This window comes from Streptomyces cyaneofuscatus (assembly GCF_033109485.1).
Classification (GTDB): domain Bacteria; phylum Actinomycetota; class Actinomycetes; order Streptomycetales; family Streptomycetaceae; genus Streptomyces; species Streptomyces cyaneofuscatus.
The window spans coordinates 789,932-803,385 of sequence record NZ_CP137002.1 but is presented as its reverse complement, the minus strand read 5'-3'; the positions used below and the strand labels follow the sequence as shown (position 1 = coordinate 803,385).

9 protein-coding genes are annotated in these 13,454 nt (G+C 71.8%); 3 read left to right on the top strand and 6 right to left on the bottom strand.

Going from position 1 to position 13,454, the window contains the following annotated elements:
* Positions 1–28: 28 nt before the first annotated feature.
* From R2B67_RS03230 to R2B67_RS03220, 3 genes are read right to left on the bottom strand one after another with little or no spacing between them, the layout of a single operon-like run.
* Positions 29–640: a TetR/AcrR family transcriptional regulator gene (locus R2B67_RS03230; protein ID WP_078533171.1), complete on the bottom strand. Its 612-nt coding sequence runs from the start codon at positions 638–640 to the stop codon at positions 29–31.
* A 53-nt stretch (positions 641–693) separates the two neighbouring features.
* Complete coding sequence (locus tag R2B67_RS03225) at positions 694–2,034, bottom strand: hypothetical protein (RefSeq protein ID WP_317816351.1); 1,341 nt, start codon at positions 2,032–2,034, stop codon at positions 694–696.
* 5 nt (positions 2,035–2,039) lie between these two features.
* Positions 2,040–2,696: a hypothetical protein gene (locus R2B67_RS03220; protein ID WP_317816350.1), complete on the bottom strand. Its 657-nt coding sequence runs from the start codon at positions 2,694–2,696 to the stop codon at positions 2,040–2,042.
* Between the two features lie 317 nt (positions 2,697–3,013).
* Between R2B67_RS03220 and R2B67_RS03215 the strand changes: the two genes are divergently transcribed.
* Positions 3,014–3,457: a PPOX class F420-dependent oxidoreductase gene (locus tag R2B67_RS03215; protein WP_317816349.1), complete on the top strand. Its 444-nt coding sequence runs from the start codon at positions 3,014–3,016 to the stop codon at positions 3,455–3,457.
* Positions 3,458–3,553: 96 nt separating this feature from the next.
* Positions 3,554–4,753, top strand: a complete 1,200-nt coding sequence (locus R2B67_RS03210; RefSeq protein WP_317816348.1) for an MBL fold metallo-hydrolase — start codon at positions 3,554–3,556, stop codon at positions 4,751–4,753.
* 120 nt (positions 4,754–4,873) lie between these two features.
* On the opposite strand, the gene R2B67_RS03205 is transcribed toward R2B67_RS03210, so the two are convergent.
* Positions 4,874–8,644 carry a CHAT domain-containing protein gene (locus R2B67_RS03205; RefSeq protein ID WP_317816347.1) on the bottom strand — a complete coding sequence of 1,257 codons (3,771 nt, stop codon included), beginning with the start codon at positions 8,642–8,644 and terminating at the stop codon, positions 4,874–4,876.
* A gap of 189 nt (positions 8,645–8,833) precedes the next feature.
* On the opposite strand from R2B67_RS03205, the gene R2B67_RS03200 reads away from it, so the two are divergent.
* A complete protein-coding gene (locus tag R2B67_RS03200; RefSeq protein ID WP_317816346.1) occupies positions 8,834–9,595 on the top strand; it encodes an SMODS-associated NUDIX domain-containing protein in 762 nt (253 codons plus the stop codon).
* A 16-nt stretch (positions 9,596–9,611) separates the two neighbouring features.
* On the opposite strand, the gene R2B67_RS03195 is transcribed toward R2B67_RS03200, so the two are convergent.
* Together R2B67_RS03195 and R2B67_RS03190 are read right to left on the bottom strand one after the other, a co-directional pair.
* Positions 9,612–12,764 carry a CHAT domain-containing protein gene (locus R2B67_RS03195; protein ID WP_317816345.1) on the bottom strand — a complete coding sequence of 1,051 codons (3,153 nt, stop codon included), beginning with the start codon at positions 12,762–12,764 and terminating at the stop codon, positions 9,612–9,614.
* A gap of 209 nt (positions 12,765–12,973) precedes the next feature.
* Positions 12,974–13,420 carry a hypothetical protein gene (locus R2B67_RS03190; protein WP_317816344.1) on the bottom strand — a complete coding sequence of 149 codons (447 nt, stop codon included), beginning with the start codon at positions 13,418–13,420 and terminating at the stop codon, positions 12,974–12,976.
* Positions 13,421–13,454 lie beyond the last annotated feature (34 nt).

The window sequence follows — 13,454 nt, the reverse complement described above, 5'->3', positions numbered from 1 at the left end:
GGGCCGGACCGCGCCGGACGTGGCCGCGTCAGCCGGTCAGCGTCGCGTGGTCGAGGCCCAGCTCGCGGGCGAGGGCGTCGTCGGTCCAGCGGAGCATCGTGGACCGGGAGAGGGGACCCGCGTACGACGTCATCTGCACGGCCAGCCCGTCCAGCAGGGCGGTCAGCCGCCAGGCCGCCGACTCCGGGTCCTCGCAGCGGAACTCACCGGCGGCGGCGCCCTCCGCGATGACCTCGGCCAGCTCCGCCTTCCACCGCCGGTCGAGGTCGCCCGCGACCTCGCGCAGGGCGGGCTCCCGCAAGGAGACCGCCCAGCCCTCGATCCACAGCCGCCACCCCTTGGCCTGCCCGGTCGGCGCGTACCACCGCACGGCTGCCCGCAGACGCCGTACGGCCGAGGTGCGCCGGGCCAGCAGCTTGCGCAGATGGGCGAGGTCGGCCTCGGCCGCGTACCCGAAGGCGGCGGCGACCAGCTTCTCCTTGGTCGAGAAGTGGTAGAGCACCAGCGCGTTGCTCACCCCCAGCGCGGACGCCACATCGGCGATCCGCACGGAGGAGGCCCCACGGATCTCGATCTGTTCGACCGTCGCCCGCAGCATCTCCTCGCGCCGCTCCGCCACGTTCAACCGGACTCTTGCCACGCGACCACCCTAGACGAGTCATTCCGGTGCAATCGGTTGTGACGGCGCCCGGGTCATCGCTTCGCGCGTACGCGTGCGAAGGCCGCCGAACGCCACGCCGGCCTGAGCCCCGTCGTGCCGAGATCCGGCGGGTGGCGGTGGTGGACCTCCTCCTCGCGGTCGCCGTAGAGCAGGGTCACGTTGATGCGGAGATTCTCGTAACCGGGGCGGAAGCGGACCTCGTCCGACGCGTGGAACAGGTCGGAGTCGAAGATCACCGCCCGGTTCTGCCGGTAGGGGATGGTCATGCTGCGGGCCCGTCGGCGTCGCAGGAACGGCCGGATCAGATCCTGGCGGCCGTTGTACGTGTCGAAGCCCCAGGACAAGGGGGCGTCGACGTCGTGCACCACCAGGCCACCCGAGCGCTCGTCGGTGTTCGCGTCGTCGGGGGTGATCCAGAAATTGACGTTGACGGCGGCGAAGTCCGCGTGGGTGGTGACATCGGCGGGGACCTCGGGGCCGCACTTGAAGCCCCACATCTGGCGCAGCGGGTACCGGTCGCCGATGAGCCGCGGCAGGGCGTCCCGCAGTTCCTCGGCGATCTGCATGAGGAGGGGGCAGCTGAACCCGTCCTGCATGAGCGCGCCCAGCCGCCCGTGGGCGTAGCGGTTGCCGAACCAGACCGTCGATTCCAGGCAGAACCGGTACAGCTCCTCCAGCGCCTCCTCGGTGAGGAAGTCGTCCACGGAGACGACGCCGGGTGCGTTCGCCAGATACTGCTCCTCGACGGCGGCGGGATCCCAGCGGTCGGACAGCGCACGTGCCACGCGCGGTGTGTCCCGGATGTGCAGCAGGCGGTTGTAGGTGGGCGCGATGCAGGCATCGGCCTCGGTGTCCAGGGGCTTCCGGGCGTCGGGGCTGATGGCCGCCAGCTGGTCGTGCGCGGCCTGGTAGGAGTCGATGACCTGGCTGTACTCCGTGCCCAGCACGCCCAGGCCCTGGAGGTGGCGCATCTGGTCGATGTCGTGCCCCAGTTTGGGAACGCTCAGGGGGACGACCGACCGCCTGGCCGGATCGGCGGCGTCCCAGCGCAGCCGGGCGAGGAGCTGGGCACACCCCTGGGCCAGCGGGAAGTCGCCTCGTTCCAAGGCCACCGTGACGGCCTCCGGCAACCACACCGTGGCGTCGTCCCCCTGGCCGTCGTCCTTCGTGCCCGGTGGGTCGCACCACCGCAGCGCCTCGTCCCCTTGTTCCGAGACGGCCAGCAGAAGCACCAGTTCGCGCCGGGCCGCCCGGTCCCGCGGTCCGGCCCGGAGGGCGTCGCGGAGAACGCCCACGGCCTCCTGCGTGCGGCCCTCCTCGGCGGCCGCCCTCACCCGCGCGACCACCGGGCCGGCCTCCCATGACGTACCCACCCACGTCACCCGAGCCGGAAGGCGCCGCGCGCCTGGAGCTCGACCGCGTAGCGTGCGAGGGCGTTGAGCGTCACCGCGGCGTACGGGGGCACGAAGCCCGCGCCGATCGCCTGCTGGTCGTCCGCCTGCTGGACATGGACGTAGGTGGTCCAGGTGATGCTGGTGACGAACGGGGTGCTGCCGCGGGCCTGCATGCCGACACTCTCCTGGTCCGCCGCCGTCTCTTCGTCCGCCTCGCCGCCCCCGTCACCGCAGAGCGTGTGCGAGACATGGAGGTTGATGAAGTAGTGGAGGAGGTCGTCGGTGAGCCCGTGGATCCGCGTCTTTGACGTGCACCCCTCCAGCAGGGCCGCGAAGACCTCCTGACCGTCGTTCTCCACCGTCGCCCGGCAGAACTCCGTGAGGAACTCTCCCTGCGGGGGCACCGCGTCCGTGTGACGGTGCACGTACTCCTGGAACCACCGCAGAAGCTTCGGGTTGGCGAACACGGAGTAGATGAGCCGGTCGGTGAGGGCCGCCTGCTCGTCCGAGACGGGTGGCACGGCGAGGTACTCCGTCAGGATCTGCGAGGGGCCGGTGATGAACTGCTCCCGCAGGAGGAAGTCGGTCTCCATGGCCAGGAACAGTGCGTCGATCCGGCGCACGTTCGCGGCGCGGGACATGACGGTGGATCGTTGTGCGTCCAAGGTCTTCTCTTCCCATCTGGGTCGGCCCGGCAGCCGCCGCGCCACCCGACCGGAACACCGAGACCGGAATCCCGGTGCCTTCGACGCCCGGCGGGGGCCCCGCCGGGCGCCGTGGCGTCATCGATACCAGCTCCGGATCCGCCCGCGGCGGAGTCGGCGCGCGCCGGTCGGGCAACCATCCCAACAGCAGATCGGCATGTGGGGTACGGCCCGGCGACGCGTGGCGGCGGACTGCCCGCACGGATGCCGCGGCGCGGCGGAATCCTCGGGGGGAGAAGCGCGTTGGACCGTTCATGACGTCATTCGAACCGGCGCGGGAAGCGCTGCTCCGCCTCATCGGCGAGCACGACGGGGGAGTGCTGGTCACTCTGAAACAGGACGGGCGGCCCCAGCTGTCCAACGTCAACCACGCCTATTACCCCGACGAGCAGGTGATCCGGGTATCGATCACCGAGGGCCGGGCGAAGACGCGCAACCTGCGTCGCGACCCCCGCGCGAGCTACCACGTCACCAGCGACGACCGCTGGGCCTGGACCGTCGTGGACGGCACCGCCGAGCTGACCCCGCCCGCCGCCGAACGCGACGACGCCACGGTGGAGGCCCTGATCACGCTGTACCGCGACGTCCGTGGTGAGCACCCGGACTGGGAGGACTACCGGCGGGCCATGGTCGAGGACCGCAGGGTGGTGCTCACGCTGCATATCGAGCACGTGTACGGGCAGTCGCGTGAGCGGTGAACGGCCACCGGACCGCTGCCCCGTTCACCGCTCTCTTCTCGCCCTGTCGGACAGTCCGACGATAATGGGACGACACCGACTCCCCCAGGAGATGTTGTGACCGGCGCCGACTACTTTGTCCCCTTCCGTACGAAACTGCGTTCGATGCGCACCGAGCCCTTCGGGGCCGATCCGGCGGGAGCGCGGATGCAGCGCATTCTGAACTCGCCGAACTTCGCCGACGGGGTGTTCCAGAACCCGCTGGGAGCCCGGACCAGGCCGTCCGGGTCAGGGCTGGAATTCGCCAAGGTCTACTTCCAGAAGGAGCAGCGGATCCGCAGGGCGCCGGCGGGCACCGTTCCGGTCCATGCCACCACCCTCGCCGATCTGGCCGCACCGCCCGCCACGGGGCTGCGGCTGACCTGGATGGGTCACTCCAGCGTCCTCGCCGAGATCGACGGCCGCCGGGTCCTGTTCGACCCGGTCTGGGGTGAGCGGTGTTCCCCGTTCCCCTTCGCCGGACCCAAGCGGCTGCACCCGGTGCCGGTGCCGCTGGCCACGCTCGGCGACGTCGATGTGGTGGTGATCTCCCACGACCACTACGACCATCTCGACCTGCCGACGATCCGATCGCTGGCGGGCACGGACACCGTCTTCGCCGTACCGCTCGGGGTCGGCGCCCATCTGGAGCGCTGGGGGGTGGCTCCCGACCGGCTGCGCGAGCTCGACTGGAACGAGACCGCGAAGGTCAACGGGATCAGCCTCACCGCCACTCCCGCGCGCCACTTCTGCGGCCGGGGCCTGCGGAACAACCAGCACACCCTGTGGGCCTCCTGGGCCGTCTCCGGCCCGGAACACCGGATCTACCACAGCGGCGACACGGGCTACTTCCCCGGCTTCCGGGACATTGGCGCCGAGCACGGCCCCTTCGACGCCACGATGATCCAGATCGGCGCCTACTCGGAGTACTGGCCGGACATCCACATGACCCCCGCCGAGGGCATGCGGGCCCACCTGGACCTCCAGGGCGGACGCCCGCACGGGGTGATGCTGCCGATCCACTGGGGCACCTTCAACCTCGCCCCGCACGCCTGGGCCGAGCCCGCCGAGTGGACGAAGGACGCCGCCGAGGAGGCCGAGCAGGCGGCGGCGTTCCCCCGGCCGGGCGAACCCTTCGAACCCGGCGGAACGCTTCCGGTGGGCCCGTGGTGGCGAGCTGTCTCGGCACCGATGGCGCACCCTTGGCGGCCTGCCCGGAGTACCGAGGGTCTGGACGAGGCGAGCAAGGGGGATCTCGACCTTGCTGGTGAGCGGTGACGTCGGTCGTGGACGAGCCGGGGAAGACGGCCGCACCGCTGTAGCGTCTCCCGGCTGAGGCGCGGGACGGTGTCCGGCCGGGTGATGTTTCGGTGTGGACTTCCGCCGTGAGGCGGCCACTTACGCACCGGCATGGAGATACGCCGCCCACACCTGGATCGGCGAGGTGTGCCGTACGTGCAGGACGGCCCTGTGCAGGGCGTGGGCTGCCGTCTCGTGGGCCAGGCGGCCGTCCACCGTCAGGTTGGCGTAGAACCGGCCCGCCATCTCCACGGCGGGGCGGTCCAGTACCGACCACATCGTGCCGACAGTGTGCCGGTAGCCGGCGACCTGGCAGCTCAGTGCGAGATGGAGCGGCTCGTCCGGCGCGCCGGTGCCCGTCACGGCGCTTTCGCACGACGACAAGTAGGCCAGTTCTCCGGCGGGCAGCCGGAGGCTCGTCACGGCGAGCGCGGTCAGTTCACCGTCCGCCAGCCGGATCGCCGCCAGTCCGGGATTCCACAGGTCCTGTCCGCTGTGTCCGATGAAGTGCCAGCAGCGATGCCGCACCAGTCGCTCGGTGACGGCGGCCCGTGTCGCCTGGTCGTCCCGCAGGATCTGCGGCCTCTGCGGACAGGCGTCGGTCACCGCCGCGATCTCCTCCTCGGCGAAGTCGAGCGGGCGCAGCCCCGGCAAGCGCGGCACCGAGGCAACCAACAGTTCGCCGCCGCCCTCCCGAGTACCGGCCGCATCCGGGCGCGGTCGTCGCGCGGTCACCAGGGCGCGCAAGGTCGACGTGTAGGAGGGGACCACCCGGTCCGGCACGCCGTCGTCCCGGCCGAGGCGCGCTTCGTAGTGCTGGGCGGCATGGAGCGGCAGCAGGGCCAGCGGTCCTGTGGGGCAGAACCACAGTCTGGGTTGGCCGTGCTCGCGCCGCGGCAGCTCCAGTGCGTCCAGTACCGGGCCTGCCACGGTGTGCCAGAGCCAGGCGCAGACCTCGGCCAGCCGTTCGGTGACCCTTCGGCGGTTCGCCGGGGTGAGGCTGTCCGCGGCGCGCATCGCGCGGAGGGTGTGCAGATGCAGAGCGACGGCACGGGCCAGTCCGTCGGAGGTCAGCCCGGGCAAGGGGATGACGCGAACACCGGCGCCGGTCAGCACGAGGGCGTCGGACCGGTAGCGACTGACGTTGATCAGAACGACGGGGCCCTTTCTGGAGCCGGAACCGCTGAGGAGTTCACCGACGGCAGCGGGCCGGGCGAAGTGGTTCATGTCGTCCAAGGCGCGGATCTGCTCCAGTACGTCGTTCAGCTCGGTCGCCAGGGATTTCCGGCGGTCGGTGGACTCTCGCGCGGCGTTCGGCTCCAGATAGCGGACCGTGCTGCCGGAGCGGCGGGACAGCTGGTGCGAACGTCGCTCGTCGAGCCGCTTCCGCAGCCTGTCGAACTGTTCGGCCAGGTCCGGAGCGGTCTGACGCAGCGTGGCCATCTCGCTTTCCGGGTAGAACAACGCGTCGAGCAGCACTCCGCGGCCCTCCTCTACCAGTTCCACGGCGCGCAACGGATCCGCGCCGGAGCAGGCGAGCAGACAGGCGGCGGCATCACGGCCCAGACCGGCGAAGAGAGTGAGGACGTACTCCTGATCGCCGCGGTCCAAATGGGCGAACGGCAGCAGTGGCAGCAGAGCGAGCGCCCGCTCGAAGGCTTGGAACGCGGCCTGCCAGCGCTGGGCCGCCGCAGCGGCCCGGCCGTGTTCCAGTGCCGCCTCGGCACGCAGTATGGGTGAGGCCGCCGTGACACGTTCGGCGTCCGTGAACGCGGCCAGGGCCCGCGTCAGTTCGGCGTCGTCCTGGGTGCGTTCGTACTGCGCCACCCGGGCCAGGCCGAGGTTGTAGAGGAAGAGGGCGCGCTCAGCCGTGTCCGACGGCAGGGTGGCCGTCTCGTCGTCCAGCAGGGCGAGCGCTTCGGTCAGTTCGGCGTCACCGGTCAGGTGTTCCTGGTGGCCCAACAGCAGGTCGGCGGCGAGATTGCACCGGCAGGCGGAACCCGTCGGCACTTCCGGGGGCAGGGCCTGGACGGCACGGCGTCCGGCCGCGATGGCCTCCCGCAGATGGTCCCCGTCGTACGGTTCGGCGGCGCGGCGTGCCGCGAAGTGGCGCTCGCGCAGGACCCGGGCGTAGGTCTGGAGGTAGAGATGCCGGTCGGGGTCCTGGTCGGCGGCCGTGTCCACGGCCTCCTGCGCGGTACGGACCGCCTCGACCAGCACCTCGGAGTCGGATGTGTGCTCGTGCAGCAGGCTCAGCGCGATGGCGGCGTTCGACAGGTATCCGGGACGCCGTGCGTCACCGAGGGCGGTGACCCGCCGCGCCTCGCGGTGGTGACGCACTGCTTCCATCAGCACGGCGAGGTCTCTGTCGACCTGGTATGCGTCGGCCAGACAGAGCCCCAGACAGGAGAGAGAACCGCCGTGGCCGGGCCGTTCCGGCGCCGAAGCGGCCACGGCGGCCCGGGCGTGGGCGATGGCCTCGTCGAGCAGTTCGGGGGACTCGGATCCAGTTCGGTCGAACTGGTCGGACAGGGCGTTGGCGAGGTTGGTGAGGCAGTCGGGCAGGTCCGCACCGCCGTCGTCGGCGAGCTCCACCGCCGTGCGCCCGGCTGCCACCGCCTCGTCCAGGTCAGCCGGGGGGCCGCCCTGAGCGGCGGACGACCGCAGCGCGCTGCTCAGGCTGGAGTGGATCCGGACCTGCAGGAGCGTTCCTCTCGCTGTCCGCGCGGCCGCCCGCAGATGGCTCACAGCCTCCGCGACCAGGGCTGTTCCGCCGGTGAGTTCGGCCAGCGTCAGCTGGGCGTTTGCCAGGGCTAGCAGGATGCCGGCGTACTCCTCGTCATCGTCCTCGGCGGTGACGTCGTCCAAGGCGCGGGTCAGCAAGCCTGCGGCCTCGCGCGCGTCGTCCGGCTCACCGGTACGCGTGGCCCGGGTCTCCAGGGCTATGGCCAGGCGCAAAACGCGCAGGGTGAGTCCGTGCTCCCCGCCCGGCGTGGCAGCGACCGTCGTACGCAGCAGTGTGATCGCTTCGTCCAGCAACGCGCGGTTCCCCGTGTGCTCGTACGAGACGTGCAGGGCGGCCGCCACATCCTGTTCCACTGTGCGCCGGTCCGCGCTGTCCGGGGCGGTGGCGTCGGCCGCCTGCCGCAGTACACGCAGCGCCTCGGCGACCGCCTCGGGGTCGGTCGAGAGCTCGTCGCGCAGTAACAGGGCGGTACCCAGAGCGTGCAGCACTCCTCTGTCCGCGGGGAAGTCGGGCACGATGTCCCGGTAGATGCCGATCCCCTCATCCAGCCCTGCTGTCCAGTCGGCGGCCGAGGCGACCGAACAAAGCGCTTCGGCCAGCGCGAACCGTGCCATGGGACGCGTTTCGCGGGAAGCCCGCTCCACAGCTCTGCGGGCGACGGCGAAAGCCCCTTCGAGCGTCTCGACTTCTGTTCCCTCCTCCACCGATGTCTCCAGCACATCAGCGAACCGGACGAGGACGGCGGGCAATTCGTCGGACTCCCGCGGGACATCGGCAACTGCGCGCACCACACAGTGCACAGCCTCCTTGTATTCGGCCCCGGTTCCCCCTCCCGCCTTGTGCACCAGCAGCAGGGCGTCCGCGAGAGTGCACAGGGCCGCGCACCACCACTCCTCCTGCGCTGACAGCCCGGCGAGTGCACGCCGCGCGGCGGCGACCGCCTCAGCCGCCTCCGACGGAGCGTCACTCAGGGAGAGTTCATGGCGCTGCTGAAGCAGCAGACTGAGGTTCAGGTGGAAGACCCGACGGGCCGGTCCGGAAGAGGTGACCTTGATCGCGCGCCGCAGGAGACGCTCGGCACGGCGCAGCCGTCGCCCTGCGGTCCGCCCATCTGCGCGTGTCATCCACGTGGCCGCGCGATCGTTCCAGTGCGCCGCGAGACGGTCGCGCAGCCGCAGCCACGCCCGGCCGACTGAGGCTGTCAGAGTTCGGGACGGGTCCGGGGTGTCACGGTCGCGGGCCATGGGGACAGTATCGGAGGGGCGAAACGAACATGGACGCCGTTCCGACCGACGTCAACCGGGGGTGGGGCAGTGCTGGAGGAGATTCTGGCGGGGCTGGTCGTATCGTTGCTCGGTTCCGGTGCAGCCGTACTGTGGCTGCACCGGCGCAGATTACGACTCCTGTTGCCGGTGCTGCGGTCCGCCGACCGGATGCGGGTGTCCGCCGCCGTACTCCTGCGGGTCCAGGACGACGGTGGGTACGTCCTGTTCCACTCACCGCGCCGCCCCGGCTCCTACGGGCCCCCGGGCGGCGTCGCCAAGTACTCGGCCGGTGCCCGCCGGGAGCTGGAGCGTCTCGGCTTCCATGAGGAGCCCCGCAGCCATCCCGACATGCGGCACGACCTGAGGGGTTTCGTGCCCGCCAGAGCACTCGCCGGATTCGCGCGCTGGTGGTCCAGGGGCGACGGACGGGAGTCCGCGGCGGAGTGTCTGCGCCGGGAGTTGGACGAGGAACTGGCCGAGGTGGGGCACGCGCACCACGGTGTCGACCTCACGGGTGTCGACTTCACGCCTGTACGCACCGTGCTGGACGGGCCGCACCGCGTACCCGGTCAGCCGTACCGGCAACTGCGCCTGATAGAGGTCTGCGACCTGGACCCCGCGTCGCCCGGTGCCACGGGTCTGCTGCGCCTGCTGCTGGAACTGGCGGGGGATCCGGCGGACGAGGGGATCATCCGGGCGTCGGTGTTCGACATCGAGTACGGCCGCCGTGACAGGTGTTACATACAGCCGCAGTCCGCGTACCTCTTCGGAGAGCGGCGACTCAACGCGGATCTGCCGATGATGCGGTGAGTGCCTGGAGCGGGGGTCAGCGGCCGGTGTGACAGTAACCAGCCCACATCAGGGGCGAGTTCGTCAGGCGTGCGGAGCGCAGGACGGCGTGCAGAGCGGTTGCCGGACTCTCGTCACCTTGCGCGGCCGTCGGCGAGATCGCCGGCCGGAGGGCGAAGAAGCCGCCCGTGATCTCCGGGGCGCCCATGTCGAGCACGGACCACAGATTCGCCACGACCTGCCGGAATCCGGCGATCTGGAGCGCACCGGCCAAGGAGAGGGCCTCGTCGGGCAGGGTCGGATCACCCAGCGCGCTCTCGCAGGACGACAGGTAGGCGAGATCGGCGTTGCGCAGTCGTAGGGCCGCGATCTCCCGCATGGTCAGGGGACCGTCCTGGGTATACAGGGCGGCGCGGCCGGGATCGCCCGGGTCCTGGGAGCTGTGGCCGACGAAGAGCAGCCCGCGATGCCGGTGGAGTTCGGCCGTGACGCGGGAGCGGGTGGCGCCGCGTCCGGCGAGGACCACCAGCCGGCTCTCGGGCCCCGGGCGCCGGGCGCCGTGGACCGCCCGGACCTCTCGTGCGGCGTGCCGGAGGTGCGGTCTGCCCGGGACGCGCGGTACGCAGACCGCGAGGAGGGAGCGGGTGTCCCGGGCGCCTTCGGCACTTCCGGCATCACCGGTCGGCCCCGCCGAGGCGGGCCGCTCCCGGGAGGCGATCAGGGAGCGGAGGGTAGGGGTGTAGGAGGAGACCACCCGGTCGGTGACTCCGGTGTCGCACAGGCGGGCCGGATCGTAGCGTTGGGCGGCGTGCAGGGGCAGCACGGCAAGAGGGCCGGTGGGGCACCACCACAGGCGGGGCCAGCCGTCGTCGCGGTGGTCCAGTCCGAGTCCGGTGAGCACGGGCTCGGCCACGTTGCCCCACAGCCAGGCCAGAGTCTCGCGCAGGTTCTCGGCCGCGGCCGCGCGCTGCCGGGGTGTACCCGGTCGCCGCAGAGCCGCGACGAGCCGCAGGTGGGCGCGGGCGACCTCGTGCAGCCGGTCCCGGGACAGACCGGGCAGCGGGATGCAGCGGACGCCACCGGTGGTGACGACGAGCGCGTCGCAGCGCAGCCCGCTGACGTTGACGACGACCACCGGGCCGTGCTCGGCGGCGCCGCGCAGTTCGGCGGCGTCCGGAGGCAGCAGGAACCTCTCCAGTCCCGGCAGGCGCCGAACGAGCTTCAGCAGCGCCTCACGATCGGCTGCGGCCGCCGACGTGCGGGCCATCTGCACGGCGAGTGCCGGGGCCGAGGGCTCCGCGGGGTCGCGCCGGCCGAACGTACGCCTTTCGAGGACGCTCTGGAGCCGGCGCAGCCGGCGGGCCAGCAGGGGCCTGGTGCGGTCGAGCAGTTCCGGTCCGCCGCGTCCGCCGACCGCTTGAGCCAGCAGGACCCCACGTCCCTGCTCCAGCAGTTCCAGCGCCGAATCGTGACGGCCCTGCGCGATGGCACAAGCGGCCGCTTCCGCCGCCACCCCCGAGAACTCGCGCAGCAGCTGCTCCTGGTCCGTCCGCGCCAGCCCGAACCAGGCCAGCGTCTCCAACAGGCCGACCGCGTGCCGGTAGCCGTCGAGCGCGTCCGAGCGCCGCGGATCGACCGAGGCCGCGAGCCGCCCCCGGTACAAGGCGGCCCGTGCCCGCCCCAGCGCCGGTGCGGTCGCCACCCCTGCGGCCGCCGCGTACGCGGCGAGCGCGCGCTCTCGCTCCCGAACGGCCCGTCCGGTGGATGCCGGATGCCGGGCGACGGCCGGCCGGTCGACGGTGGGAGAGCCCATGACCTGGGACGACCGGCCGGCAGGGGCGGAGCCCCGCGAGCGTGATGTGGTCAGCCCGGCGCGCTCCGCGTGGGCTGCGCCGAGGTTGGTGAGGTAGCGGCAGCGATCGGGGTCCTCGGCAGGGGCGCGTACGGCTTCGCGGAGCAGACCCACCGCGCGGTCGAGGTCGGACGCGGCCCGGTCCGCGCGGTAGCGGCCGATGAGCGCGTTGCCCAGGTTCGACAGGGCACCAGGCCGGCCGGGGTGACCGGCAGGGGTCAGAGCGAGCGCCTCCTCGTACGCGGAGACTGCCGCTCTGACATGCTCCGGGCCGCCCTTGACGTCGTAGCGCCTCTGGTGCAGAACACCGAGCAGGTCGAGATGCGCACGCCGTAGCCGGTGTGGGTGGCTCAGCGCCTCGTGGAGCGCGTCCTCGGCGCTGTCGAGGACCGCGTCGTCCTTGGTCCGGTCGAAGACGCGCAGGCAGACGGCGGCGAGGCTGCCCAGCCGCGACGCCCGGGCCGGGTCGCCGTGCGGGGTCGCCGACACGGCTTGCGTCACATGGTCGAGCGCGGCCCTCAGCGCGTCCGTGTCCGCCGTCCGCTCGAAGTGACGTAACAATGCCCGCGCCATGTTGCTCCGCCGGTACGCCTGTTCGGATCCGTCCAGGGAGGGCACGCGCAAGCTGTCGGCCAGGAGGCTCATCGCCTCGGCCAGCGAGCCCACGTCGCCCATGTGCTCGAAGCGGGTGACGAGCGATGAGCCCAGGTTCGACTGGTACAGCGCACGATCCGGGTCGTCACGCGCCGTGGCCCGCAACGCCTGGCGCTGGACGTGCAACGCGGCCGCCAAGTCGGCCGTGGGGCCGCCCGATACCTCGAAGCGCGCGGACAGGGCAGCGCCCAGGTTGCTCAGCAGAGTCGCGCGGCCCTTGCCTCCGTGCGGTGCGGCGGCGGGGCGCAGACCGCCCTCCGGCGCACCCGCCGCGCGGGCGAAATCGGCGACCGCGGCGTCCAGCGTGCTCCGTTCACCGGTCCGCTCGAACAACGCCCAGTACGCGGAGCCGCGGTTGCTGTGGAAAGTACCCAGATGGGGATGGTCCGGTGTGGCCGCCGAGAGTGCGCCGCACAGCAGAACCAGGGCACGGCGCACGGCGCTGGTGCTGTTCACGCGCTCCGCGTGCTCCAGCACGCGCATGCCCACGGCGTGCCGGGCGAGCGCAAGGAGGTGAGCGTCCGGTACGCCGCCGTGGGCGGCCCGGTACCGGTCGAGCAGCCGCGGATCGGGACCGCCGGGTCCGAGCGCCAAGGCGGTCAGCATCACCTCCGCGGCGGCGCGGACCTCATCGGTGCGCCGACCGGGATCGTGCCCGCCCCGGTGCCTGTGCAACTGTGCCACGAGTATCGCGGTACGCAGCGTTTCGGCCGGTACACCCGGTTCTTTCCGCGGCGTCCAGTCGACTTCGGCGAGTGCTTCGTCGGCCGATCGCAGGGCCGCGTCGGCGAGGATCGGCGTGGTGTCGCCCGTCTCCTCGAAGTCGCGCAGCAGCGCACCGAGTTCCGCCCCAGGATCTCGATCCGCGGACTCCTGCCCGCCGACCGCCGCGCTCAGCGCTCACCGTCCGGGACGGCCTGTGCGGCCGGCGGTACCGGCTTCATGTCCCGGTTCAGCAGCAGGCACTGAGGCGGCATCAGCTCTTCGGTCCGGACCCGCCGGCACAGGTCACCGGGGCAGCCGAACCGTGTGCTCGCCGGCTCCCAGCTGTCGAGCCACGTGCTGTCCATGCCCTCGTCCGCCTCCGCGAGGGCGTCGTCACCGTGCCGTACGGTCCAGTCGTCCTGGCCCGCGTCGAGGCGCTGGATCTCGTCGACCAGGCGCTGCCACCTCCGCAGCAGGGCGGGGGTGGGCATGCCGGGCTCGGTCACCAGTGCCCGCCAGTCGTCCTGAAGGGAGTGCCGGTGCGCGCGTATCCGGATCTCGTGGAACCCGTCGCATACTTCGGCCCAGGTCAATGGGCCCATCGGGGCCTGGTCCACCGCGTCCGTCCCGGTCACGTCGCCTCCCCGCCACGCGCAGTGTGCACAGCCG